Below are 23,796 nucleotides of genomic sequence, written 5' to 3'. Positions count from 1 at the left end.
GGGCAGCGGCTACGTGTCACCGAGCGTCGTCGACAACGCGCTGGACTGTCTCACCAAGGGAACGGGCTGCGGCTCGTTCAAGCCCTCGAAGACCTACCCGGGACTGCGCGGCGCGATGACCTGGTCGACCAACTGGGACGCCACATCGGGCAACGCCTGGTCGAGTGCGGTCGGACCGCACGTCCACAGTCTGTAGCCGCTACTGCCGCTACGGACGGCCCGGCAGCGCCACCGCTCCCCCGGTGGCGCTGCCGCTGCGCGTGGGCCGACCTGTGCGCGCAGGGGTACGAGTGGCGGGTGCCCGTCCTACTACTGGCCGCGGCCCGCGAGATAGAACCCGAGGACGTGGGACAGCCCCCCGAACCATGCCTGGAGCGTGGCGTTGTTGCGGGCGTCCACCGTGCACTCGTAGACGCGGCCGTCGGTCAGGACCACGGACACCATGAGAGTGGTACCGCTGTACGAGCCCTTGAACGGCACGGTGGTGATGTGGTTCCAGGAGAAGTCCGCGGTCTGGCCGTTGCGTTCGAAGGAGACCCCTTCGACATCGACCACCACGGCGTTCCGCCGGTCCGTCGCGAGGAAGTCGGGGCCGTCCGCGAACGGCCCGGGTCCCGGCTGCTGGTGCTGCTGGTGCTGCTGGTGCTGCGGCGGCTGGTGGTACTGCTGCTGGGGCACGGGCCCGGAGGCGTACGCCGGGGGCGGCCCGGGTGCGTACCCCGGGGGCGGTGGCGGCGCGTACGCCGGGGGCGGCGGGCCGAAGCCCTGCGCGGGCGGGGGGTGCGGGCCCGGGTGCGCGCCGCCCTGTTGTCCGGTGTGTTCCATGCGCCAGCCCTCCGGCTCTCGGTCCGGCGACCAGTATGGCCGGAGCCGGAGCCGGCACGCGGTGGCGCCCGCCGGTCCCCCCGGCGGGCGCCACCGTGCGCGGATGCGGCAGCCCGGTTACGGCTTGGGCAGCGTGCACCCCGCGAGGCTCAGGTCGATCTTGTTACCGGCGCCGACGCACGCCACGATCCCGTACGTCTCCTCGGCGTAGTTGATGCCCTGGTGGATGGTCACGTTGCCGTTCTCGTCCACCTCGCACGGGTTGTTCTCCGTGCAGGTCTGACCGTCCTCGTTGCCGGTGTTGTTGACGGCGACGACCTTGCCGGTCGCCGTGTCGATCACCGGGGAGCCGGACGTACCGCCGATGGTGTCGCAGGCGGAGGTGTAACGGAGCGAGTCCTTCCAGGTCCAGTCGCCCTCCTTGAGGCGGTACACGAAGCCGTCCACATTGCAGCTGTAGATCTTCTTCCAGTACCCGGAGACGACCTTGATCGCGGTGCCCTGCGTGGGGTGGGCGGCGTTCAGTTCCAGCGCGGCGATGCCGTACTTGCTCTGGATCTGGGCGTAGGTGGAGGTGAGTTGGTACAGCGAGATGTCCGTGTCGGTCATCGTCGCGTACGCCACCTTGCTCGCCTTGAGCGTGGCGACCGAACTGCCCGCGGAGTTGAGCAGCGAGAAGGTCCGGCTGGACGGCTGGTCGGTGATGACCTCACCGGCCGCCGGGAAACCCGTCTCCAGGCAGTGGCCGTTGGAGAGCACCAGCGCCGGGTCGTCGGGCTGGGAGTCGGGCATCCGGACGACGGAGCCGGAGCAGTTGCTCAGCGCCACCGTTCCGGCGAAGTCGACGGCCTTGACCGTGGGACGGCTCGTGGCCGCCACCGCGGGCGTCGCTGCCGCGCCCGCAAGGGCCAGGGCGAGCAGGGCGCCGACGAGAGGCTTCTTCATGTGGGGGTCCCCTCTGTGACCGAAGTTCTTTCGGTTTGACATGCGCATTGTTAACGCAAGAGGGGCTCACGGGGAAGGGTGCCTCGCCCGTGAACGACAGCTCGGGAAGCCGGCCGGGACGCGCAGTCGGAGCGGCCCGAGCAGCCGGAGCCATCCGTCCGGCCGCTCGGGACAACTCCCCTGCTACGGACCGGGGCGGGCGCCGTCCGGCACCCGCCCCGTCCGGGGGCCCGGCTCCCGGGCCCCCACTTCACGCACGTCGACTCACACGCGTCGACTCACACACGCCGACTCACGCACGTCGGCCGCTTCGGCTCGGTCAGCCGGCGAAGCGGGCCATCCATGCCTCGACGTCGTCGGCCGACCGCGGCAGGCCGTCCGACAGGTTCTCGTTGCCGTCCTCGGTGACGACCAGGTCGTCCTCGATGCGGACGCCGATGCCGCGCCACTCCTCGGGCACGGTGAGGTCGTCCGGCTGGAAGTACAGTCCGGGCTCGACCGTGAGCACCATGCCGGGCTCCAGTACGCCGTCGACGTACTCCTCGTTCCGGGCCTGCGCGCAGTCGTGGACGTCCAGACCGAGCATGTGGCCGGTGCCCGCCATGGTGAAGCGGCGCTGGAGGCCGAGTTCGTACGCGCGGTCGGCCGGGCCCTCGATGAAGCCCCACTCGACCAGCTGCTCCGCGAGGTGGCGCTGGGACGCCTCGTGGAAGTCGCGGTACGCGGCGCCCGGCTTGACGGCGGCCATGCCCGCCTCCTGGGCCTCGTACACCGCGTCGTAGACCTTGCGCTGCACGGGCGTGAAGGTGCCGTCGATCGGGAGCGTGCGCGTGACGTCGGCGGTGTAGAGGGTCTTCGTCTCGACGCCCGCGTCCAGCAGGAGCAGGTCGCCGGGGCGCACCGGGCCGTCGTTGTCCGTCCAGTGCATGATCGTGGCGTGCTCGCCCGCGGCGCAGATCGAGCCGTAACCGACGGCGTTGCCCTCAAGGCGGGCGCGGCGGAAGAACGTGCCCTCGATCCACCGCTCGGACGACGCGACCGCCGTGGACAGGTCACCGATCACATCGGTGAATCCGCGCACGGTGGAGTCCACGGCCTTGCGCAGCTCGGTGATCTCCCACTCGTCCTTGACGAGGCGGAGATCGCTGAGCGCCTCGTCCAGTTCGGCGTCGCGCTCCTCGTCGGTGGTGACCGCGGCCGTCAGGGCCGGGTCGATACCGCGGACGATCCGGGTCGGCACGGCGGGGGCGGCGGCCAGGTCCTCGGCAGCCGTACGGACGTCGCGGCAGGGCAGGCCCAGTACCAGTTCCGACTCGGCGAGGGAACGCCGGCGGCCCATCCACAGCTCCGCCGTGGGACCGGTCCAGAACTCGTTGTTGTCCCTGCTGTCGCGCGGCAGCTGGTAGCAGTAGGCGTCGTGGCCGCCGTCCGCACGGGGTTCGAGGACGAGCGCGCCGTCCCGGACCTGGTCGCCGGTCATGTGTACGTAGCCCGTGTACGGGCGGAAGGGGTAGGTGTCGTCGTTCGAACGGACCTTGAGGTTCCCGGAGGGAATCACGAGGCGCTCGCCCGGGAAGCGCGCGGAGAGCGCCGCGCGGCGGCGGGCCGCGTGCGGGGACTGCTCGGCGAGCGTCAGGTCGTGCCGCTCGGTGTCCGCCCAGCCCGTCCGCATCAGAGCGGACAGTTCCTCGGAGATCTCTGAGTAGAGACCGTTCCTTCGGCCTTTCGCCACGTCGTACACCTTCCTCTGGCTGGTTCGCTGCCGCCGGTCATCGGCGGCTCCTGGACGGTACCCGGCACGACCCGCGCTCGGGGCCCGAGAGTGCCACTGGCACAGATCGGACAGCGCCCCGGACAGGGAACCGCAGATAATGGGGCATATGACGAACGCGAAGCTCGGCGAGGCCCTGCGGCTCCTGGGGATCGGTCACGCGGCGGTCCGGGTCTATCTGGCGCTGCTCGAACTGGCCCCGGCTCCGCTGAGCGCGATCGGCGCCGCGGCCGGTCTGGACGGTACGGAGCTGACCACGGCGTACGGCGCACTGGTCGACGCCGGTCTGGCCAGTCCTGCCGAGGCGGGCGGGGACGTGGTGGCTCCGGTTCCTCCGGCCGCGGGCCTGGAGATCCTGGCCCGGCACCGGGCTGCCGAGGTGGAGGAGTCGCGCATCAGCGTCGGCGGCGCGTTCGAGTCCTTCCGCCGCCAGCGGCTCGCCGCGTACAACGACAACCTCGTCGAGGTCGTGACCGGCGAGGCCGTGGGCTCCAGGATCCGTCAGGCATGGGCGAGCGCCCGCGAGCAGATCCGGCAGTTCGAGTCACCGCCGTACTTCCCCCTGCCCGACACCACGGACGACGCGCTGGCCACGCTGGCCCGCGGTGTGACGCAGCGTGTCGTGTACTCGCGGGAGTCGCTGGAGTATCCGGGGCATCTGAAGGAGGTCATCGAACCGTGCGTCAAGGCCGGTGAGCAGGCGAGGGTGCTGCCGTCGGTGCCGGTCAAGCTGGTGATCATCGACGAGTCGTACGCGCTCGTGTCGTTGTCGATCAGAGAGGCCGACGTGCACAACACGATGCTGGTGGTGCAGCCGTGCGGCCTGCTCTCGGCGCTCATGGCACTGTTCGAGCAGTCCTGGCAGAACGCCCTGCCGTTCCACGGCCGCACCACCCACCCGGGCGGCCTGCCACCCGCCGACCGCCGCCTGCTGTGGCTCCTCGCGGGCGGCGCGGGCGACGACGTCATCGCCCGCGAGCTGGGCATCAGCCGCCGCACGCTCTTCCGCCGCCTGCAGATCCTGATGGCCCAGCTGGGCGCAGCGAACCGCTTCCAGATGGCCTTGCAGGCCCAGCGCTCCGGCTGGCTGTGATTCAGGCCGCGCCGAAACGGGACCGCGCGGCCAGGAACGCGGCCAGCCCGGCCCGGCCGACAGTGATCACCCGGTCCGGGTCGTCGGACTCACGCAGGTACAGGGCCCCGCCGGGGGCGGCGGCCAGCTCTACGCAGTTGCTGGCCTCGCTGCTGTACGAGGACTTCTGCCAGTTCAGCGGTATCACGTGGTTTCCTTTCAGAGGGAGTTGATGATCGAGCGGATCATCTCGCGAGAGGCGTCCGGGTTGAGGGCCATGCCCTCCAGGCGATTGACCAAGGTGCGGTACTTCGCCAACTGCGTCTCCGCGTCGAGGAATACCGAGCCGTGTTCAGTATCGAGCTGCACCGTGTCGAGCTGCGGTACCGGCCCCTCGGCAAGAACCACGGTCTGCCCCGCTCCCGGGACCAGCCCGGCGCTGAACGGGATCACCTGCAACGTCACGTTGGCGCGCTCCCCCATGGCAATGAGATGTTCCAGCTGTTCTCGGGTGGTGTCACGGTCCCCGAACATCATCCGCAGCCCGGCCTCGTGGATGATCGCCAGGTAGGGAACCGGATTCTCACGGAAAAGCACATGCTGGCGCTTGAGGCGCTGCGAGACGCGGAATTCCGTCTCGGACTGCGGCAGGGCCGGAATGTTCTGACGGAATACCAACCGCGCGTACTCCAGCGTCTGGAGCAGACCCGGCAGGTGCATGACCTGCGTGGTGCGCAGAGCGGTCGCGTGATGCTCCATTTCGGCCAGGTCCAGGAGTACGGCAGGAAGCATCTCCCGGTAGTCGTCCCACCAGCCTCTCCCCCGCCCAGCAGCCATCCCGGCCAGCGCAGCGATGAGTTCCTCGTTCTGGCAGCCGTAGTTGTACGCAACCATCCGGACCCGCTCGGGGCTGACACCGAAGCGGCCCGCTTCGGTGTTGCTGACGCGGGCCGGATCCGTACTCAGCAGCTCTCCCGCCTGCCGGGTGGACAGCCCGGCCTGCTCCCGCAATTTGCGCAGCTCGGCACCAAGTCGCCGCTGGCGCAGGGTCGGTGTGGTTCGTGGTGGCATGCCCATCACCTTATGACGGATACATAAGTTTCCCTGTTCGGTAGCAATACTGTACCCAATGCCCCTACAGTCAGTATCGCTTCACCCACACAACGCTACTTCGGGGTGCAGGAAGCGCACCGCCCTGCCCGCGCTCAGCAGGACGGCAATGCCACCACCCGAGGTCACCGACGTACCCAACTCCCCGCTCGAACAGGAGAGCTCCGTGAACTCAGCCGTCGCCACCCCCTTCGCCCCCGCACCGGAGAAGTGGGAGTGCAGCCTCCAGCTCACCAACGACCCGCGCGCCCCGCGCGTCGCCCGCAGGACCGTGCGGGGCGCGATCCTCGACTTCGCGCTCGATGCCGAACTCGCCGACACAGCCGAGCTGTTGACCAGCGAGCTGGTGACCAACGCCGTACAGCACTCGGACGGTCCCGTGCTCGTACGGCTGGGGGCGCGGCGCGGCGTGGTGCGGGTGTGCGTGTGGGACAACCATCCGGAGCTGCCCGACCCTCTCCCCGAGACCACCGAGGATCCCTTCGGGCGTGGCCTGCTCCTGGTGGAGCGGCTCGCCGACGGGTGGGGGCGGTACCCCCTGGCGGCGGACGGAAAAGTGGTGTGGTTCGAGCTCGTTCCGAAGAACCCGTGGCAGGGCTGGATCTAAGTGCCCTCTACGGAGCGGCGGTTGGCCGGGATCGGCCCCTCGGGTGGGAGCTGAAGGGATCTTCCCCCTTCGGCTCCCACCCCTGTCGGTGGAGGGGATGGTCAGCCGATCTTGTCGGTGAAGCCCATCGACAGGTACGTCATCCGGGTGACCTTGCCTTTGCTCGGCCCGGCCGTCCACGTGAAGGTGTACTCCAGGATCGCGCTGGTCTTCGGGTCGACGATCACCCGGCCGACGCTCCTCGCCTCCTGGAACTCCAGGGCCGTCCCCCCGCGCCCGGTGCTGTCCTTGACGCCTCCGACGAGCTTGATGCCCTTCAGCTGTGCCATCGCCTTGAACACCCCCGCCCGCAGCTTCGGGCTCGCCGGAGCGTCACCGAGCAGGGCCGACGCCTGGTCGAAGGGCGAGATGTCGTCGGCCTTCTGCGGGGCCTGCAGCAGTCGGAGGAGTTGCGCCGGGTCCGTGGTCAGCTGGTCCAGGCCCTTCCAGTCGAGGTCCTTCGACCCGAACTGCCAGTCGGGCCGACGCCCCTTCTTGTAGGCCTTGCCGTCCACGACGACGTAGAAGTCCATGGCCTGCGAGATGTACGTGTCCCCGGTCGGCAGGTGCAGCTTCCAGTACTTCCCCGAGGAGACGGACTGGGCGGCAGCGACGGTGGAGATGTCGTTCAGGAAGACGGACGCGGTGGCCGCGTGCGCCTCGCTTCGTGTGGCCGTGGGCGCCGAAGGCCCGGCGCCGCCGATGTTCGCGTACGTCACCGCCCCGGCCGCGACCGCGGTGGCGGTGAGCAGGCCGACGAGCACCCTGCGGCGCCCGGAGATCCGCCGGACCGGGATCACCCGCCGGACCGGCGCCGTCACCACGGTGTCCGTTTCCCGCCCGGACCGCTCCGCGGCCATCGCCGCCTCGACCCCTGCCAATGCCCCGGCCACCGCCTGCGTCGACGGCGGCTCGACCCGTCCGGCAGCCGCCAGTTCATCGGCGCCGGGGAAGTCCAGCAGTGCCCCTCGCTCCTTCATGGCGTTCTCCTTCATGTCGTTCTCCTCCACGCCACGCCTGTTCATACCGATCGGCTCCACGTCGTCGTACGTGCTCATGCCAGGTCCCCCGTCACAGTCAGGTGCTGTCCCGCCGGGCGGGACGCAGCGAGCCGGTCGCGCAGCCGGCCCCGGGCCCGGTGCAGCCGCGAGCGGGCGGTCCCCGCCGGAATGCCGACGGCTGCCGCCGCCTCGGCCGGGGTGAGCTGCTCCCAGCTGATGAGCAGCAGCAACTCGCGTTCCTCGGCGGGCAGTTCGCCCAGCGCCTGGCGCAGTGCGGGCGCCAGCGCTGCCGCGTCCAGCCGCTGGTCCACCGCCTGCCAGGGGTCGGTGACCTCCGGGCCCGGTGCGGCCTCTTTCCGCCCCGCCCGCCGCAGGTGCTGAGCCAGTACGTTGCGGGCCACCCCGAACAGCCAGCCCCGCGCCGAGCCGCGCGAGGCGTCGAACGTGCGCCGCGAGACGTACGCCTGCAACCACGCCTCGGCCAGCAGATCATCGGCCGCGCCGGGCACACGCCGGGCGAAGTAGCCGTGCAGGGCGGGCGAGTGCGTCTCCACCAGCAGGGTGAACGCCGCCGCGTCACCGACCGCCGACCGCGTCAGCCGGGTGTCACTGTCGCCGTCACGGTCAGGGGTGCGATCGGGGGCGCGGTCGCCGCGCTCCTCGTGTTGCCGGGTATCCGGTGTCACGGAACCTCCGTCTCCGACCGCCGGACGACGGTCTCACCCTGCACTTGTCGTCGGACCCCGTATCCGTTCGCGGGCACCGGCCGGGTGACCACCCAGCTCTCCCGATCCGCCCTGCTCACAGGCGAGTTGCCCGTACTCTCGCCCGATGCGCATCCTCTTCACGTTCATCGGTGGCAGCGGCCATTTCCGCCCGCTCGTCCCCGTGGCCCGCGCAGCCCGAGCCGCAGGGCACACGGTTGCCTTTGCCGGTGGGGGCCGGAGGGGACCCGAGATCACAGCCGCCGGGTTCACCGCCTTCGCCACGAGCGAGCCGCGCGGGCACACGGAAGCGACGGCAGCGGCGGCGACAGCGGCAGCGCGCAGCACCGTGGAGGTGTCCGATCCCGAGGAGGACATCCGGCATCTCGCAGAGGGCTTCGCCCGGCGCGGGGCGCGTCGGCACGCCGCGGCCGTTCTTGAACTGGCCCGCACCTGGAAGCCGGACATCCTGGTGCGCGACGAGGTCGACTTCGGCACCGCGGTCGCCGCCGAGGCCCTGGGACTTCCCTGCGCATCCGTCCTGGTACTCGCTGCAGGGGGCTTTCTGCGCAAGGACGTTGTCGCCGAGCCGCTGCACGAACTGCGATCCGAGTACGGCCTGCCGTACGACCCCGACCTCGCCGTGCTGGACCGGGACCTGGTGCTCTCACCGTTCCCGCCGAGCTTCCGGGACCCGCGCTTCCCGCTCCCCGCTCACACCTTCTCGTTCCGGCCGACAGCCGCGCGCCCGCCCGAAGCCACACCGGGCACACCGGGCACACCGGGCACGCCCACCGTGTACGTGACGCTCGGCACCGTGCACGCCGGCACCGACCTGTTCTCCCGGATCGCGGCCGGGCTCCGGGAGCTTCCCGTGAACGTGCTCATGACCGTCAGCGATCACATCGACCCCGCAGTGCTGGGGCCGCTGCCCGGCCACATCCGGGTCGAACGGTTCGTTCCACAGGAGCAGTTGCTGCCGCAGTGCGCACTGGTCGTCTCGCACGGCGGGTCCGGCAGCCTCATGGGAGCGCTCGCCCACGGCCTGCCCTCGGTGCTGTTCCCACACGGCGCGGACCAGCCGTACAACGCCCGACGGTGCACCGAACTCGGCGCCGCCCGGACACTGGACCCGGTCACCGCCACGCCGGAGGACATCCACACGGCTGTGTCGACGGTGCTCGCCGACAGTGGTTACCGCAGCGCGGCCGAGCGGATCCGGGATGAGATGAACGCGCTGCCGGGAGCGGAGGAGACCGTCCCGGCGCTCGAAGCGCTCGCTCTGTCTAGATGACCAGACTCAGCAGCGCCGCGACCGCGAACCCCGCCACCGACAGCACGGATTCCAGCACCGTCCAGGACTTCAGGGTGTCGCGCTCCGAGATGCCGAAGTACTTGGAAACCATCCAGAAGCCGCCGTCGTTCACGTGCGAGGCGAAGATCGAACCGGCCGAGATCGCCATGATGATCAGGGCGAGGTGGGCCTGTGAGAGGTCCTGGCCGTCGACCAGGGGAAGCACGATGCCCGCCGTGGTCACGATCGCGACCGTCGCGCTGCCCTGGGCCACCCGCAGGACCAGCGAGATCAGATACGCCAGCACGATGACCGGCAGACCGACGTCGTTGAAGGTCTTGGCGAGTGCGTTGGCGATGCCGCTGCCGCTGAGGACGGCGCCGAAGATCCCGCCCGCGCCGACGACCAGCAGGATGTTGCCGACCGGCTTGAGCGAGGCGGTGGAGACCGCCTCCAGGGACTTGCGGGACCAGCCGCGGCGGATGCCCAGCAGGTAGTACGAGAGGAAGAGCGCGATCGTCAGGGCGACGAAGGGGTGCCCGAAGAACTCCAGGACCGAGCGGAGCGTCGAGGGGTCCAGCGCGATGGAGGAGAACGTCGCCAGCAGGATCAGGATGAGCGGGGTGCCGATGATCGTGAGGACCGTGCCCAGCGGGACCGGCTTCTCCTGCGGCTCGACCCCCAGGGCCTGCTGCTCGGCGACGACCGCCGTCCTGGCCTCCTCGGCGGCCTCGACCATGTCCTGCGGGACCTCGACGAAAATGCGCTTGCCGATCCAGGCGGCGTAGCCCCAGGCGGCCAGCACGGCCGGGATGCCGCACGCCGCGCCGATCACGATGATCCAGCCGAGCGACACGTGGAAGAGCGCGGCGGCGGCCACCGGGCCGGGGTGCGGGGGCAGGAAGGCGTGGGTCATCGACAGGCCCGCGAGCAGCGGCATCGCGTAGAGGATGACGGACTTGCCGGAGCGCTTGGCCGCCGCGTAGACGATGGGCGCGAGGACGAAGATGCCGACGTCGAAGAAGACCGGGATGCCGAAGATGAGGCCGGTGAGGCCCATCGCGAGAGGGGCCCGCTTCTCGCCGAAGAGGTTCAGCAGGCGGGAGCTCAACACCTCGGCTCCGCCCGAGACTTCGAGGATCGAGCCGAGCATCGTGCCGAGGCCGATGATGATCGCGATGTGCCCGAGGATGCCGCCCATGCCGGACTCGATCATCGAGACGGACGACGACTTCTGGACCGTACCGAAGAGTTCGGTGACCGAGAGTCCCGCGCCGAGGCCGACGGCTATGGAGACACCGAGCAGCGCGACGAACGGTTGCAGCCTGACCTTGATGATCAGGAACAGCAACAGGGCGATGCCCAGGACGGCGACGGTCAGCAGACCGGTGGTGCCGCCGATGACGGCGAGCAGCCCGCCGGTGTGGGGTGGCGCGGCCGGGGTCTCTGCGGCGAAGTACATGGGGGGGAACTCCATTGTTTCCGGGGGACTTCGAGGCATGGCGGAGCGCGGCACGGCGCCCCGGTGCGGAAGCAGGGGTGGGGCGCCGTGCCGTGGTGCGTGCGGTGGTGCGTGCCGTGGTTCAGCGGATCAGGGCGGTACGGATCAGCCGAGGACCGCGAGCGCGTCGATCTCGATGAGCAGTCCGGCGGGCAGACCGACGTAGACGGTCGTACGGGCCGAGGCGGGCTCCTTGAGGCCCTGCTCCTCGAAGTACGCGTTGTAGATCTCGTTCATCTCCGCGAAGTGGGCGACGTCCGTGAGGTAGACGCGCATCATCATCACGTCGTCCCAGGTCGCGCCGCCCTCTTCCAGGATCGCCTTGACGTTGGCGAAGGTCTGGAGGGTCTGCTCGCGCAGGGTCGGGCCCGCCGGGGTGGGGGCCTGGCCCTCGACGGCCGGCAGGAAGCCGACCTGACCCGCGACCTGGAGGATGTTGCCCTTGCGGACGCCGTGCGAGAACTTCGCGGGCGGGGTGGTGTGGGTGGAGGGGGTGAGGGCGGTCTTCTCGGTCATGCCGTGGATTCCTTCGAGGAGTTCGGGGGTGATGCCCGGCGGTTCTGGGTGATGCCGGGAGGGTCCGGGAGGGTCCGGGAGGGCTACGAGGGGACGTTCGGGGGGACGGGGGATCTCTTGGGCTGCGGTGCGGTGCCCGCGTACTCGCCGCTGATGGCGTCGGCCGTGCGGCGCACCAGCGGGAGCAGGGTGAGGAGTTCCTCCGCCGTGACGACCACATTGGGCGCCGACATCGACATGGCGGCGACGACACGGCCGTCCACGCCCCGGATGGGGGCGCCGACGCAGTTGATGGACTCCTCGTGGCCGCCGAGGTCGGTGGCCCAGCCCTGTTCGCGCACCGTGGTCAGCTCCTTGAGGAAGGCGCCGGCGTTCGGTGTCGAACGGGCCGTGTAGGTGGGGTAGTCGAGCCGTTCGGCGATGGCGCGCCGTTCGGGCTCGGGGAGGTCGGCGAGCAGCAGTTTGGCCACGGCGGCGACCGTGATCGCCACGGGCCTGCCGATGCGCGAGTACATCCGCACCGGGTAGCGGCTCTCGACCTTGTCGATGTAGAGGACCTCGTTCTCCTCGTACACCGCGAGGTGCACGGTGTGCCCGCACTCCTCGTTGAGCCTGGCCAGATGGGGGTGGGCGATCTCCCGGACGTCGAGGTTCTCGACGGCTTCCTGGGCGAGCGCGAAGAGTCGGGTGCCGAGGCGGTAGCGCTGGTCCTGCTGGCGGTAGACGAGCCCGTGCTCGTGGAGCGTACGGAGCAGGCGCAGCGCCGTGGACTTGTGGACGCCGAGGCTCTCGGAGACCTGGCCGAGGTCGGCGGGGCCCTGGGCGAGCAGCGGCAGGATGGAGAGCGCGCGGTCGACGGTCTGGCTCATGGCGTACGTACCTCCTCGTCGGTACCGGACAGGCCGGTAACGGTCACGTCGGCGCGGGTCTCGTCAGCTTCGGTCGGGTCGGCGCGGGTCGCGTCGGGGCGGGTCTCGTCCGAGGAGGCCCCCGGCGCGTCCGAGGAGGCCTCGGTCGCGTCCGCAGTGGTCTCCGTCCAGCCGGGGCCGATCCGGAGGTCCGCCCAGGCCGTGTCGTCCAGGGCCGCGAGGCGGTCGGCGTGGGCACGGTCCGGCGGGGTGGCCAGGTCGCCGTGGACGGTGAGGGCGGCTGCGGCCATCAGGTGTCCGTGCCGGGCCCTGTCCCGTACGGGAAGATCGCGGAGGGTGCCGGAGAGGAACCCGGCGGCGAAGGCGTCGCCCGCGCCCACCGGGGCGACGACGTCCACGCGGAGGGCCGGGACATCGGTGACGGTGTCGGTGTCGGTGTCGGTGTCGGTGTCACGCCCAGCGCCACCCCCGGCGCCGTCAACGCCCCCGGAGTCGGTGCCGCCCTCGGCCGTGGACCGGGAGAAGACCGTCGCGCCCGCCGGCCCCCGCTTCACCACCAGTACGGCCGGTTCGGGGAGCGCCGCGCGGATCGCCTGCGCCCCGCACACCCCCCAGGCCGCTTCCGCCTCGTCCTCCCCCACGAAGACCAGGTCCGCACCCCGCGCCAGTTCGAGCAGCACCCGCGGGCCGGGGCCTCCGGTGCCGGACTCCTCGGCTTCACGCCACAGCCCCGGCCGGAAGTTCACGTCGAACGAGACCAGCGGGCGGCCCGGCGCCCGGGTCGTCAGTTCGCGCATCAGGGCCAGGCACTGCGGTGACAGCGCCGCCGTGATCCCGGACAGGTGGAGCACCCGCCCCGACCACAGGTCCGCGACGTCCAGCACCCCCGGCGCCATCGCGCTCGCGGCGGAACCCGCCCGGTAGTAGATGACCTCGTGGTGGTCGGCGTCACGGTCGTCGGCGGTGCGGAAGTAGACGCCGGTGGGGCGGTGCGGGTCACGGCGGACCGCGCGGGTGTCGACCCCGTACGCCGCGATCGCCTCCACCAGGTGGTCGCCGAAGCCGTCGGCGCCGACCCGGCTGATCCACTTCGCCCGGTGTCCGGCGGCGGCCAGCGCGCAGGCGACGTTGGACTCCGCTCCGCCTATGCCACGGTCGAAGGACGGTACGTCGGCGAGGCGCCCCCGCCGGGTGGGCAGGAACGTGACCATGGACTCGCCGAGACAGACGACGTCCACCGGTGTGTGCTGCGCGGTCACGATCGCTCTCGCTCCTCGGTGTGGGCGGCCGGGGGCTCCGTTGACCCGGCGATGGCTCGGATGTTAGACAGCTGTGAGCGATATGCGCAATGAGCGTTGCACATGATGCAACGCAAACTCTCTGGGAGGTTCCATGGCCGGGGCAGACGGTGCTGTACGCGCAGAGGACGCCGTACGCACGGAGAGTGCGGAGAGTGCGGAAGTGATCGACCACCGCTTCAAGGGGCTGCCGCCCGGCGCCGACGGGCTGACCGTCGCGGCGCTGGCCGCCGAGCGCCGGAACCTCTTCACCGACGGATTCACCACGCCCGTCCTGGCGCTCTCCGCCGAGTCCGTCGAGCACAATCTCGCGCTGATGGAGACGTACTCGGCACGGCACGGCCTGGTCTTCGCCCCGCACGGCAAGACGTCGATGTCCCCGCAGCTCTTCGACCGGCAGCTCGCACACGGCGCCTGGGGCATCACCCTCGCCGTGCCGCACCAGGTCAGGGTGGCGCGCGCCTTCGGCATCCAGCGGGTCTTCGTGGCCAACGAGATCGTGGACGCGGCGGCCCTGCGGTGGATCGCCGCCGAACTGGCGGCCGATCCGGAGTTCCGGTTCCTCTGTTACGTCGACTCCGTGCGCGGCGTCGAGCTGATGGACGAGGCGCTGCGCGGCTCCGCCCGCCCGGTGGACGTGGTGATCGAGCTGGGTGCGGGCGACGGAGCCCGCACCGGCGCCCGCACCGAGGCGGAATGCGCGGCGGTCGCCGACGCGGTGGCCGCCACCGGGACGCTGCGGCTGGTGGGTGTCGCCGGGTACGAGGGCGAGGTGCCCGGCGCGAACAGCGAGCGGGTGCTCGCCTGGCTGCGCCGGCTGGTCGCGCTGGCCGCAGGTCTCGACCGGGACGGCCTGTTCGAAGGGGTCGACGAGATCGTGGTGAGCGCGGGCGGCAGCGCCTGGTTCGACACGGTGGCCGAGGCCTTCGCCGAGATCCCCGCGCTCTCCGCGCCCGTGCTCAAGCTGCTGCGCTCCGGCGCCTACGTGTCGCACGACGACGGGCACTACAAGCACCTCACCCCCTTCAACCGGGTCCCCACCGAGGGCGCTCTCCAGCCCGCGTTCCGGCTCTGGGCCCAGGTCGTGTCCCGCCCCACCGACGCGCAGGCGTTCGTCAACGCGGGCAAGCGGGACGCCGCGTACGACCTCGACCTGCCGGAGGCGCAGGTGGTACGGGACGCCCGCACCGGCGAGATCCGCCCCGCCACCGGGATCACCGTGAGCAAGCTGTCCGACCAGCACGGCTGGCTGGAGACCGCCGCCGGGGCGGACCTGGAGGTCGGCGACTGGGTCGGGATGGGGCTCTCCCACCCGTGCACCTCGTTCGACAAGTGGCAGCTGATCCCGCTCGTCGAGGCGGACGGCACGGTCAGCGACTACATCCGCACGTACTTCTGAGAGGCCGGAGCCGGTCATGGATCTCGTCATCCGCGATGTCCGCGTCATCGACGGCAGCGGCGGCGCCTCCTACCGTGCCGACGTCGCCGTCGACGGCGGGCGCATCAGTTCCGTCGTGCCCGAGGGCGGAGGCCGACGGCCGGGCGGGGCCAGGGCGCTGGACGCCCACGGTCTCGCGCTGTCGCCGGGCTTCATCGACATGCACGCCCACTCCGACCTGGCCCTGCTGCGCGACCCCGCGCACGAGGCGAAGGCCGCGCAGGGAGTGACCCTGGAGGTCCTCGGCCAGGACGGGTTGTCGTACGCCCCCGTGGACGACCGGACGCTCGGCGAGGTCCGCCGGGCGATCACCGGCTGGAACGGCGACGGATCCGACATCGACTTCGACTGGCGGACCGTCGGCGGCTATCTGGACCGGCTCGACCGGGGCATCGCCGTGAACGCGGCGTATCTCGTCCCGCAGGGCACGGTCCGGATGTACGCGATGGGCTGGGAGGACCGGCCCGCCACCGCCGCCGACAACGCCCGCATGAAGCAACTCGTCGCCGAGGGCATGGAACAGGGCGCCGTCGGCATGTCGTCGGGGCTCACCTACACCCCGGGGATGTACGCGGACGACGCGGAACTCACCGAGCTGTGCCGGGTGGTGGCGCAGTACGACGGCTACTACTGCCCGCACCACCGCAGTTACGGGGCGGGCGCGCTCCAGGCGTACGAGGAGATGGTCGGCCTCACCCGGGCGGCGGGCTGCGCCCTGCATCTCGCGCACGCCACCATGAACTTCGGCGTGAACAAGGGGAAGGCGCCCGACCTGCTCGGGCTGCTGGACCGGGCGCTGGAGGACGGCGCGGACATCTCGCTCGACACCTATCCGTACACCCCGGGCTGTACGACGCTCGTCGCGATGCTGCCCAGCTGGGCGAGCGAGGGCGGCCCGGACGCGATCCTGGCGCGGCTGCGCGACGACGCGACGGCCGAGAAGATCCGCCGGGTGATGGAGATCGACGGCGCCGACGGCTGCCACGGCGTGCCCATCGAGTGGGACACCATCGAGATCTCCGGGGTCACCGAGCCGGGGCTCGCCGGTTTCGTCGGCCGGACGGTCGCGGCCAGCGCGGCCGAGCGCGGCGAGCAGCCCTGGGTCACCGCGCGGCGGCTGCTGATCGACGACCGGCTCGGGTCGACGATCCTGCAGCACGTCGGCCACGAGGAGAACGTGCGGCAGATCATGCGCCACCGGGTGCACACCGGCGGCAGCGACGGGATCCTGCAGGGCGACAAACCGCATCCGCGCGCGTACGGCACCTTCCCGCAGTACCTGGGCCGGTACGCGCGGGAGTTGGGCGTGCTCTCCCTGGAGGAGTGCGTGGCGCATCTCACCTCCCGCCCGGCGGCCAGGCTGCGGCTGCCGGACCGGGGGCTGGTCCGGGAGGGCTACCGCGCGGACCTCGTCCTCTTCGATCCGGACACGGTCGCCGCGGGCTCCACCTTCGAGGAGCCGCGGACCCTGCCCACCGGCATCCCGCACGTGCTGATCGACGGCCGCTTCGTCATCGAGGACGGCAGGCGCACGGACGTACTCGCGGGGCGCTCGGTACGGCGCACGCCCGGCCGGGCGTGAATCCCGGCCCACAAGGGGGGCGCGGCCAAGGTGCCGCCCCCCCCCTTGTGGGCCAGAACACCAGGCCGGTTCACTGTCCGCGGCCGTAAGGTTGCGGATATGCAGGTGATCCAGTCGATGAAGCTCGCCAATGTCTGTTACGAGATCCGCGGCCCGGTGCTCGACGAGGCGATGCGGCTGGAAGCAGCAGGTCATCGCATCCTCAAGCTGAACACCGGGAACCCGGCCGCCTTCGGTTTCGAGTGCCCGCCGGAGATCCTGGAGGACATGCTCCGCAACCTCGGCGGCGCGCACGGCTACGGCGACGCCAAGGGGCTGCTGTCCGCGCGCCGGGCCGTGGTGCAGCACTACCAGACCAAGAACATCGACGAGCTGGACGTCGAGGACGTCTACCTCGGAAACGGCGTCTCCGAGCTGATCCAGATGTCGATGCAGGCGCTGCTCGACGACGGCGACGAGGTGCTCGTACCCGCGCCGGACTACCCGCTCTGGACCGCGTCGGTGTCGCTGGCCGGCGGTACGGCCGTGCACTACCGCTGCGACGAGCAGGCCGACTGGATGCCGGACCTCGCCGACATCGAGCGGAAGGTGACCGACCGCACCAAGGCGATCGTGATCATCAACCCGAACAACCCGACGGGCGCGGTGTACGACGACGAGATGCTGCGCGGCATCACGGACATCGCCCGCCGCCACGGCCTGACCGTCTGCTCCGACGAGATCTACGACCGGATCCTCTACGACGGCACCACCCACACCCCGACGGCGGCCATCGCCCCGGATCTGATGGTCCTGACGTTCAACGGCCTCTCGAAGAACTACCGGGTCGCCGGGTTCCGCTCCGGCTGGATGGCGGTCTGCGGCCCGAAGGAGCACGCCTCCTCGTACATCGAGGGCCTGACGATCCTGGCGAACATGCGGCTCTGCGCCAACATGCCCTCGCAGCACGCGGTGGCCACGGCGCTCGGCGGCAGGCAGTCGATCGACGACCTGGTGCTGCCGGGCGGACGCATCCTGGAACAGCGCGACACGGCGTACGAACTGCTGACGCAGATCCCCGGTGTCACCTGCGTCAAGCCCAAGGGCGCGCTGTATCTCTTCCCGCGCCTGGACCCGAAGGTCTACAAGATCAAGGACGACCGGCAGATGGTCCTCGACCTGCTGCGCGCCGAGAAGATCATGGTCGTGCACGGAACGGGCTTCAACTGGCCGGAGCCGGACCACTTCCGGATCGTGACGCTGCCCACGGCGAAGGAACTGGAGGACGCGGTGACGCGGATCGGGACCTTCCTGGGCGGCTACGCGCAGCACTAGCACGGGCTGCTGCACGGGCTGGTCCACGGAGAGCCGCACGGACAGCCGCACGGACAGCCGCACGGACAGCCGCACGGACAGCGAGTCGGGACTTCAATCAACTTTAGACAGATTCTAATTTAGGAACTAGGATGGTGGCCTGTCCACGAGAAGGAGGCCATCCCATGTACGAACCGATCCGCACCAAGTCGGTCCACACGATGGCCGTGGACACCCCCGCCTACCCGCAACGCACCCGTGAGGAAGAGCTGGACATCCAGCTCGCGGGCTATCTCGCCGCGCTCCTCGCCGTGACGGACGAGCTCGGCCTGACAGCGGAGGGCGAGCGCATCGCGGCCCAGGTGGCCCGGCTGCGCGGCGCCCCGCCGGTCCGGCACGCGGCGCTCACGAACGCCGCGCCCGCCACCCTCCACGACCGCGCCCACGCCCTCGCGGGCCGCGCCCTGCTGGTAGCGGCCTCCCGCGCGGACACCGCGGCGGCGATCCTCGCGGCGGAGCGGATGGACGCGCACACGGCAGCACGCCAACCGGCCTGCGCCCACTGAACGGCCCCGGTTCGCGGGCCGCGGAGGCGCGCGGACCGGGTGCCACACACTCCACTCCCCGCACCCCCGCCCGAAGCAGAAACGACCCGGCCCCGGCACCTGATCAGGTGCCGGGGCCGGGCGCTGCGCGACGGGTCGGGATGACCCCACAGGTCAGGGCGGATGTCGGGTGAACCCGCCGCGCGGTCCGGGGTGCGGAGCGAGCGTCAGCCCAGGCGCTTCACCAGGGCGTGGTACTCGTCCCACAGTTCCTTCGGGGCATGGTCGCCGAAGGTGTTGAGGTGCTCGGGAATCAGCGCCGCCTCCTCGCGCCAGACGTCCTTGTCGACCGTCAGCAGGAAGTCCATGTCGGCTTCCGAGACGTCCAGGCCCTTGGTGTCCAGGGCACCCTCCGCCGGGAGGATGCCGATGGGGCTCTCGACACCCTCGCCGCCGCCGTCGAGGCGCTCGACGATCCACTTCAGGACACGGCTGTTCTCGCCGAAGCCGGGCCAGACGAACTTGCCCGCGTCGTTCTTACGGAACCAGTTCACGTAGTAGATCTTCGGGAGCTTCGCCGGGTCCTTGTCGGAGCCGACCTTGACCCAGTGGCCCATGTAGTCGCCCATGTTGTAGCCGCAGAACGGCAGCATGGCGAACGGGTCGCGGCGCAGCTCGCCGACCTTGCCCTCGGCGGCGGCGGTCTTCTCCGACGCGACGTTCGCACCGAGGAAGACACCGTGGTTCCAGTCGAAGGACTCGGTGACCAGCGGGACCGCGGAGGCGCGGCGTCCGCCGAAGAGGATCGCCGAGATCGGCACGCCCTTCGGGTCCTCCCACTCGGGAGCGATGATCGGGCACTGCCCGGCGGGCACGGTGAACCGGGCGTTGGGGTGGGCGGCAGGCGTGCCCGACTCGGGCGTCCAGTCGTTGCCCTTCCAGTCCGTGAGGTGCGCGGGCGGCTCCTCGGTCATGCCCTCCCACCAGACGTCGCCGTCGTCGGTCAGCGCGACGTTGGTGAAGACGGAGTTGCCCCACATGGTCTTCATGGCGTTGGCGTTGGTGTGCTCACCGGTGCCGGGCGCGACACCGAAGAACCCGGCCTCCGGGTTGATCGCGTACAGCCGGCCGTCCTCGCCGAAGCGCATCCAGGCGATGTCGTCGCCGATGGTCTCCACGGTCCAGCCGGGGATCGTCGGCTCCAGCATGGCGAGGTTGGTCTTGCCGCAGGCCGACGGGAACGCGGCAGCGACGTACTTCGACTCCCCGCGCGGCGGCGTCAGCTTCAGTACGAGCATGTGCTCGGCCAGCCAGCCCTCGTCCCGCGCCATCACCGAGGCGATGCGCAGCGCGTAGCACTTCTTGCCGAGCAGGGCGTTGCCGCCGTAGCCGGAGCCGTACGACCAGATCTCCCGGTCCTCGGGGAAGTGCGAGATGTACTTGGTGGAGTTGCACGGCCACGGCACGTCCTGCTCGCCCTCGGCGAGGGGCGCGCCCAGGGTGTGGACGGCCTTCACGAAGAAGCCGTCGGTGCCCAGTTCGTCGAGGACCGGCTGTCCCATGCGTGTCATCGTGCGCATGGACACCGCGACGTACGCGGAGTCGGTGATCTCGACGCCGATCGCGGAGAGCGGCGAGCCGACCGGGCCCATGCAGAAGGGCACCACGTACATCGTGCGTCCGCGCATCGAGCCGCGGAAGACACCGCCCTGACCGCCGGACCCCGTGAAGATCTCGCGCATCTCCGCCGGGGCCTTCCAGCGGTTGGTCGGGCCCGCGTCCTCCTCCTTGACGGAGCAGATGAACGTACGGTCCTCGACGCGCGCGACGTCCGACGGGTCGGAGGCGGCGTAGTACGAGTTGGGGCGCTTGACCGGGTCGAGTTTCCTGAAGGTCCCCTTGGCCACGAGCTCCCCGCACAGGCGCTCGTACTCGGCTTCGGATCCGTCACACCAGACCACACTGTCCGGTTGCGTCAGCTCGGCGATCTCGTTCACCCACGAGATCAGTTCCTGGTGCTGGGTCGGGAGGACAGTGGGAGCCGCGATGTCGCGCGCCACGATTGCTCCTAGGTGCGTATGTGGTGGTTTGAGGGTTGTTGCCCCTTGGGGGCGACGGCCCGGATGCTTCGTAGCCGCTCATCCGGTGCCGCTTGCACTCATCTGATGATCCGCGCCTCGCGCCCATCTGTCCAGGGGGTCACTCACGTGAGCGTCGCCACTCGTGATCAGGGAACCGTGAACAGGGAACGTGACCCGGGTGCGCGAACCGTGACGGGAAACCGAAAACCTGACCGCCCGCGAATCCGGAACCTACGGATCCGTAGGTAGCATCGGCATATGAATCCCGCCGCCTCCGAAGCGACCGAGCTCCCCCCGACGCCGGTGAAACCGAGACTGCGCGGCTGGCTGCACGCCGGAATGTTCCCGGCCGTGATCGTCGCGGGGCTGGCGCTCGTCGCTCTCGCCGACTCCACCCGCGCCCGGGTGGCCTGCGCGATCTACATCCTCACGGCCTGCATGCTCTTCGGGGTGAGCGCCCTGTACCACCGCGGGACCTGGGGGCGGATGGGCGAGGCCGTCCTGCGCAGGCTCGACCACGCGAACATCTTCCTGATCATCGCGGGCACCTACACCCCGCTGTCCCTGCTGCTGCTCCCCCGGTCCACGGCGATCCCGCTGCTCTGGGCGGTCTGGGGAGCGGCCCTCGCCGGGATCGCGTTCCGGGTCTTCTGGGTCGGCGCGCCACGCTGGCTCTACACGCCCTGCTACCTCGCGATGGGCTGGGCGGCGGTCTTCTTCCTGCCCGACTTCATGCGCCAGGGCGGGGTCGCCGTGCTGGTGTGCGTGCTGGTCGGCGGGCTGTTCTACAGCGTGGGCGGCGTGATCTACGCGATGAAGCGCCCCAATCCGTCACCGCGCTGGTTCGGCTTCCACGAGGTGTTCCACTCGCTGACCCTGGCCGCGTTCATCTCCCAGTACGTCGCGATCTCGCTGATCGCCTACTGACCGCCCACTGATCTCCCGGCACCGGGCCGTGTCCCCGCCACAGGGGGCACGGCCCGGTCCCGTCTCCCGGAGGCTCAGTCCTCGCCCAGCTTGCCGGCCAGTACGGCAGGGTCGGGCGTCGGCGCGTCGCAGGTGAAGTTCCGGCAGACGTACGCCGCTGCCCGCCCGTCGATCAGCGGCCGGTCCGCCAGCAGCGGGAACTCGCCGCCGCCGCTCTCCCCCACCGCGACGACCGCGCCGGGCGCGGTGCCCAGCAGCGCCGTACGGTGCAGCGCAGCGGTCCCGGCGTCGCCCGCCGGTCCCACGACGGCCACCTCACGCGGCCCGTCGAGCGCCGCCTCGGCCACCGCCAGCCCCCATCCGATGAACCGCGGCGCCCGCGGCCCGAGCGCCTTGACCACACCCAGGGCCCGCTCGGCGGCGGTGCGATGGGCCTCGGACCCGGTGTGCGCGGCGTACGAGAGCAGCGCCCCGGCGGCGGCCGTCCAGCCGGAGGGGGTCGCGGTGTCGGTCGGGTCCTGCGGCCTGCGGATCAGCGGCTCGGCGTCGTGCGCGGTGTCGTACAGCGTGCCGTTCTCGCCGATGAACTGGTCGAGTACGAGATCGAGCAGGAACCCGGCGAACTCCAGCCAGACCCCCTCCCCGGTGACCCCGGCGAGCGCCAGGAACCCTTCGGCGACGTCCGCGTAGTCCTCCAGCACCCCTGAATTGGCCCCGACCCGGCCGTCCTTGGAGGTACGCGAGAGCCGGGCGCCGTCGTTCATGTGCACCCGGACCAGCAGATCCGCGGCCTCGGTGGCACGCTCGACCAGGTCGGGCCGGTCGAAGTACGCGCCGGTCTCGGCGAGGGCGGCGATCGCCAGGCCGTTCCAGGCGGCGACGATCTTGTCGTCCCGCCCGGGGCAGGGGCGCAGCGCACGGGCCGCCAGCAGCCGCTCGCGCAGGCCGGCGGGAACGTCGTCGCCCGGCAGCTGGAGGACGGATGCGCCCTCCTCGAAGGTCCCGTCCCCGGTGACCCCGTACAGCAGCGCGGCCCGCTCCCCGTCCTCCTCGCCCAGCACCTCGCGCAGCTGGGCGGGGGTCCAGACGTAGTAGGCGCCCTCGACGTGCTTCCCGGTCGCGTCCTCGCTGTCCGCGTCCAGCGCGGAGGCGAACCCGCCCTCGGGGGTGCGCAGTTGGCCGGCGATGAAGTCGGCGGTCTCCAGGGCCACCCGGCGGGCGAGGGCGGAGCCGGTGGTCCGCCACAGATGCGCGTAGACGCGGCAGAGCAGGGCGTTGTCATAGAGCATCTTCTCGAAGTGCGGCACGACCCAGTCCCGGTCCACGGAGTACCGTGCGAACCCGCCGCCGAGCTGGTCGTAGATCCCGCCGCGCGCCATCGCCTCGCAGGTGTCGGCGGCCATCTGGAGCGCGCCGTCGGAACCGGTACGGGCGTGGTGCCGCAGCAGGAACTCGAGCGCCATGGACGGCGGGAACTTGGGCGCACCGCCGAATCCGGCGCTCTTCGCGTCGTACTCACGGCTCAGCGCGAGCAGCGCCCGCGCGAGATCCGCGGCGTCGGGCCGCTCGGGCGCGTCGGCGGCGAGGGAACGCCCGGCCAGGTCATGTACGACCTTGGCCGCGACCTCGTCGACCTCGCCGCGCCGGTCGGTCCAGGCGGTGTGGACGCCTTCGAGGACCTGCCGGAACGAGGGCATGCCGTGCCGGGGTTCGGGCGGGAAGTACGTACCGAAGTAGAACGGCCGGGCTTCGGCGGTCAGGAACACGCTCATCGGCCAGCCGCCCTGGCCGGTGGCGGCCTGGACGGCCTCCATGTAGACGGCGTCGATGTCGGGCCGTTCCTCGCGGTCCACCTTGACGGACACGAAGTGCTCGTTCATGTACGCGGCAGTGGCGTCGTCCTCGAAGGACTCGTGCGCCATGACGTGGCACCAGTGACACGCGGAGTACCCCACCGAGAGAAGGATGGGTACGTCGCGCCGTCGCGCTTCCTCGAACGCCTCCGGCGTCCAGGGCCACCAGTCGACGGGGTTGTCCGCGTGCTGAAGCAGATAGGGCGAGGTCACGCCAGCCAGCCGGTTCATGCGGGCCAGCCTCTCACGGCACCTGGCGTGAGAGACGAAACCCTCACGGACCCTCCTCGCTCGGCCGAACTGCACGTGTGCGCCATCCCGTGGTGGGCGGCTCCTCCCCCTCAGGGCCGGTGCCGAACTTCTCCCGGCGTTCCTCCGAGTCGGGCGGCCCGGACACCTCGGAACAGTAGGCTGGGCGCAGCAGTGCCGGACCTGCCAAGGCTCCTCGGAGGAGGTACACCATGACCGCCGAAATGGTGGCGCCCGCGTGGATGCACACGCAGATCAGCGCGGAGCAGTACGACT

Annotated in this window: 21 protein-coding genes and 2 pseudogenes; 10 read left to right on the top strand and 13 right to left on the bottom strand. The window is 70.8% G+C overall.

Annotation, left to right across the window (positions count from 1 at the left end; translation table 11 throughout):
* Positions 1 to 196, top strand: a pseudogene (locus tag NBY69_RS09345) (chitinase); the annotation flags it as partial.
* Positions 197 to 309: 113 nt separating this feature from the next.
* Here the strand turns inward: NBY69_RS09345 and NBY69_RS09340 are convergent.
* The 3 genes from NBY69_RS09340 to NBY69_RS09330 all read right to left on the bottom strand — a co-directional run bounded on the left by NBY69_RS09340 (position 310) and on the right by NBY69_RS09330 (position 3,502).
* Positions 310 to 825 carry a hypothetical protein gene (locus NBY69_RS09340; RefSeq protein WP_250299779.1) on the bottom strand — a complete coding sequence of 172 codons (516 nt, stop codon included), beginning with the start codon at positions 823 to 825 and terminating at the stop codon, positions 310 to 312.
* 117 nt (positions 826 to 942) lie between these two features.
* The gene (locus tag NBY69_RS09335) at positions 943 to 1,770 is read right to left on the bottom strand and encodes a serine protease (protein ID WP_250299776.1); all 828 of its coding nucleotides are present in this window, start codon (positions 1,768 to 1,770) and stop codon (positions 943 to 945) included.
* A gap of 319 nt (positions 1,771 to 2,089) precedes the next feature.
* On the bottom strand, positions 2,090 to 3,502 hold the full coding sequence (locus tag NBY69_RS09330; protein WP_250299775.1) for an aminopeptidase P family protein: 1,413 nt from the start codon (positions 3,500 to 3,502) through the stop codon (positions 2,090 to 2,092).
* A gap of 148 nt (positions 3,503 to 3,650) precedes the next feature.
* Between NBY69_RS09330 and NBY69_RS09325 the strand changes: the two genes are divergently transcribed.
* Positions 3,651 to 4,634 (top strand): LuxR family transcriptional regulator, encoded by a 984-nt coding sequence (locus tag NBY69_RS09325; protein WP_250299773.1) that lies wholly within the window; start codon positions 3,651 to 3,653, stop codon positions 4,632 to 4,634.
* A 1-nt stretch (position 4,635) separates the two neighbouring features.
* Here NBY69_RS09325 and NBY69_RS09320 read toward each other — a convergent pair whose 3' ends face one another.
* Together NBY69_RS09320 and NBY69_RS09315 are read right to left on the bottom strand one after the other, a co-directional pair.
* The gene (locus tag NBY69_RS09320) at positions 4,636 to 4,821 is read right to left on the bottom strand and encodes a DUF397 domain-containing protein (protein WP_250299771.1); all 186 of its coding nucleotides are present in this window, start codon (positions 4,819 to 4,821) and stop codon (positions 4,636 to 4,638) included.
* An 11-nt stretch (positions 4,822 to 4,832) separates the two neighbouring features.
* Positions 4,833 to 5,684: a helix-turn-helix transcriptional regulator gene (locus NBY69_RS09315; protein WP_250299770.1), complete on the bottom strand. Its 852-nt coding sequence runs from the start codon at positions 5,682 to 5,684 to the stop codon at positions 4,833 to 4,835.
* Between the two features lie 148 nt (positions 5,685 to 5,832).
* Between NBY69_RS09315 and NBY69_RS09310 the strand changes: the two genes are divergently transcribed.
* Positions 5,833 to 6,330, top strand: a complete 498-nt coding sequence (locus NBY69_RS09310; RefSeq protein ID WP_250299768.1) for an ATP-binding protein — start codon at positions 5,833 to 5,835, stop codon at positions 6,328 to 6,330.
* 101 nt (positions 6,331 to 6,431) lie between these two features.
* Here NBY69_RS09310 and NBY69_RS09305 read toward each other — a convergent pair whose 3' ends face one another.
* Both NBY69_RS09305 and NBY69_RS09300 read right to left on the bottom strand, forming a co-directional pair.
* On the bottom strand, positions 6,432 to 7,427 hold the full coding sequence (locus NBY69_RS09305; protein WP_250299766.1) for a hypothetical protein: 996 nt from the start codon (positions 7,425 to 7,427) through the stop codon (positions 6,432 to 6,434).
* Complete coding sequence (locus tag NBY69_RS09300) at positions 7,424 to 8,056, bottom strand: RNA polymerase sigma factor (protein WP_250299764.1); 633 nt, start codon at positions 8,054 to 8,056, stop codon at positions 7,424 to 7,426. Before NBY69_RS09300 ends, NBY69_RS09305 begins: the two co-directional genes overlap by 4 nt.
* 145 nt (positions 8,057 to 8,201) lie before the next feature.
* On the opposite strand from NBY69_RS09300, the gene NBY69_RS09295 reads away from it, so the two are divergent.
* Positions 8,202 to 9,368: a glycosyltransferase gene (locus NBY69_RS09295; protein WP_250299762.1), complete on the top strand. Its 1,167-nt coding sequence runs from the start codon at positions 8,202 to 8,204 to the stop codon at positions 9,366 to 9,368.
* Here the strand turns inward: NBY69_RS09295 and NBY69_RS09290 are convergent.
* The 4 genes from NBY69_RS09290 to NBY69_RS09275 all read right to left on the bottom strand — a co-directional run bounded on the left by NBY69_RS09290 (position 9,361) and on the right by NBY69_RS09275 (position 13,513).
* On the bottom strand, positions 9,361 to 10,830 hold the full coding sequence (locus tag NBY69_RS09290; RefSeq protein ID WP_250299761.1) for a GntP family permease: 1,470 nt from the start codon (positions 10,828 to 10,830) through the stop codon (positions 9,361 to 9,363). The two genes, NBY69_RS09295 and NBY69_RS09290, sit on opposite strands and share 8 nt — an antisense overlap.
* 144 nt (positions 10,831 to 10,974) lie before the next feature.
* A complete protein-coding gene (locus NBY69_RS09285) occupies positions 10,975 to 11,385 on the bottom strand; it encodes a RidA family protein (RefSeq protein WP_250299759.1) in 411 nt (136 codons plus the stop codon).
* A gap of 83 nt (positions 11,386 to 11,468) precedes the next feature.
* Positions 11,469 to 12,254, bottom strand: coding sequence for an IclR family transcriptional regulator (locus NBY69_RS09280; RefSeq protein ID WP_250299757.1), 786 nt, complete (start codon positions 12,252 to 12,254; stop codon positions 11,469 to 11,471).
* A complete protein-coding gene (locus tag NBY69_RS09275; RefSeq protein WP_284347910.1) occupies positions 12,251 to 13,513 on the bottom strand; it encodes a sugar kinase in 1,263 nt (420 codons plus the stop codon). Before NBY69_RS09275 ends, NBY69_RS09280 begins: the two co-directional genes overlap by 4 nt.
* Before the next feature lie 133 nt (positions 13,514 to 13,646).
* On the opposite strand from NBY69_RS09275, the gene NBY69_RS09270 reads away from it, so the two are divergent.
* From NBY69_RS09270 to NBY69_RS09255, 4 genes are all read left to right on the top strand, one after another.
* Entirely contained in the window at positions 13,647 to 14,951 is a 1,305-nt protein-coding gene (locus NBY69_RS09270; protein WP_250299755.1) for an amino acid deaminase, read from the top strand.
* Between the two features lie 16 nt (positions 14,952 to 14,967).
* Positions 14,968 to 16,572: an amidohydrolase family protein gene (locus NBY69_RS09265; RefSeq protein ID WP_250299753.1), complete on the top strand. Its 1,605-nt coding sequence runs from the start codon at positions 14,968 to 14,970 to the stop codon at positions 16,570 to 16,572.
* Positions 16,573 to 16,671: 99 nt separating this feature from the next.
* Positions 16,672 to 17,886: a pyridoxal phosphate-dependent aminotransferase gene (locus tag NBY69_RS09260; protein WP_250299752.1), complete on the top strand. Its 1,215-nt coding sequence runs from the start codon at positions 16,672 to 16,674 to the stop codon at positions 17,884 to 17,886.
* A 164-nt stretch (positions 17,887 to 18,050) separates the two neighbouring features.
* Entirely contained in the window at positions 18,051 to 18,431 is a 381-nt protein-coding gene (locus NBY69_RS09255) for a hypothetical protein (protein WP_250299750.1), read from the top strand.
* A gap of 206 nt (positions 18,432 to 18,637) precedes the next feature.
* Here NBY69_RS09255 and NBY69_RS09250 read toward each other — a convergent pair whose 3' ends face one another.
* Positions 18,638 to 20,470, bottom strand: coding sequence for a phosphoenolpyruvate carboxykinase (GTP) (locus tag NBY69_RS09250; RefSeq protein ID WP_250299749.1), 1,833 nt, complete (start codon positions 20,468 to 20,470; stop codon positions 18,638 to 18,640).
* Between the two features lie 279 nt (positions 20,471 to 20,749).
* On the opposite strand from NBY69_RS09250, the gene NBY69_RS09245 reads away from it, so the two are divergent.
* Entirely contained in the window at positions 20,750 to 21,418 is a 669-nt protein-coding gene (locus NBY69_RS09245; RefSeq protein WP_250299748.1) for a hemolysin III family protein, read from the top strand.
* 74 nt (positions 21,419 to 21,492) lie between these two features.
* Here the strand turns inward: NBY69_RS09245 and NBY69_RS09240 are convergent, their stop codons facing one another.
* Positions 21,493 to 23,502, bottom strand: a complete 2,010-nt coding sequence (locus NBY69_RS09240; protein ID WP_250299747.1) for a thioredoxin domain-containing protein — start codon at positions 23,500 to 23,502, stop codon at positions 21,493 to 21,495.
* A gap of 230 nt (positions 23,503 to 23,732) precedes the next feature.
* Between NBY69_RS09240 and NBY69_RS09235 the strand changes: the two are divergent.
* Positions 23,733 to 23,796 (top strand): annotated as a pseudogene (locus NBY69_RS09235) (Uma2 family endonuclease); the annotation flags it as partial.

It is taken from the genome of Streptomyces sp. A 4/2 (assembly GCF_940670765.1).
Lineage (GTDB): Bacteria > Actinomycetota > Actinomycetes > Streptomycetales > Streptomycetaceae > Streptomyces.
The sequence above is the reverse complement of the archived record's forward strand: the minus strand, read 5'-3'. Positions and strand labels throughout refer to the sequence as shown.

Bases quoted from the DNA above. Each gene is read 5' to 3' on its own strand.
- NBY69_RS09280 (WP_250299757.1), bottom strand. From the start codon at position 12,254: ATGAGCCAGACCGTCGACCGCGCGCTCTCCATCCTGCCGCTGCTCGCC.
- NBY69_RS09315 (WP_250299770.1), bottom strand. From the start codon at position 5,684: ATGCCACCACGAACCACACCGACCCTGCGCCAGCGGCGACTTGGTGCC.
- NBY69_RS09295 (WP_250299762.1), top strand. From the start codon at position 8,202: ATGCGCATCCTCTTCACGTTCATCGGTGGCAGCGGCCATTTCCGCCCG.
- NBY69_RS09290 (WP_250299761.1), bottom strand. From the start codon at position 10,830: ATGTACTTCGCCGCAGAGACCCCGGCCGCGCCACCCCACACCGGCGGG.
- NBY69_RS09310 (WP_250299768.1), top strand. From the start codon at position 5,833: ATGCCACCACCCGAGGTCACCGACGTACCCAACTCCCCGCTCGAACAG.
- NBY69_RS09285 (WP_250299759.1), bottom strand. From the start codon at position 11,385: ATGACCGAGAAGACCGCCCTCACCCCCTCCACCCACACCACCCCGCCC.
- NBY69_RS09240 (WP_250299747.1), bottom strand. From the start codon at position 23,502: ATGAACCGGCTGGCTGGCGTGACCTCGCCCTATCTGCTTCAGCACGCG.
- NBY69_RS09335 (WP_250299776.1), bottom strand. From the start codon at position 1,770: ATGAAGAAGCCTCTCGTCGGCGCCCTGCTCGCCCTGGCCCTTGCGGGC.
- NBY69_RS09305 (WP_250299766.1), bottom strand. From the start codon at position 7,427: ATGAGCACGTACGACGACGTGGAGCCGATCGGTATGAACAGGCGTGGC.
- NBY69_RS09245 (WP_250299748.1), top strand. From the start codon at position 20,750: ATGAATCCCGCCGCCTCCGAAGCGACCGAGCTCCCCCCGACGCCGGTG.
- NBY69_RS09260 (WP_250299752.1), top strand. From the start codon at position 16,672: ATGCAGGTGATCCAGTCGATGAAGCTCGCCAATGTCTGTTACGAGATC.
- NBY69_RS09325 (WP_250299773.1), top strand. From the start codon at position 3,651: ATGACGAACGCGAAGCTCGGCGAGGCCCTGCGGCTCCTGGGGATCGGT.
- NBY69_RS09255 (WP_250299750.1), top strand. From the start codon at position 18,051: ATGTACGAACCGATCCGCACCAAGTCGGTCCACACGATGGCCGTGGAC.
- NBY69_RS09340 (WP_250299779.1), bottom strand. From the start codon at position 825: ATGGAACACACCGGACAACAGGGCGGCGCGCACCCGGGCCCGCACCCC.
- NBY69_RS09270 (WP_250299755.1), top strand. From the start codon at position 13,647: ATGGCCGGGGCAGACGGTGCTGTACGCGCAGAGGACGCCGTACGCACG.
- NBY69_RS09265 (WP_250299753.1), top strand. From the start codon at position 14,968: ATGGATCTCGTCATCCGCGATGTCCGCGTCATCGACGGCAGCGGCGGC.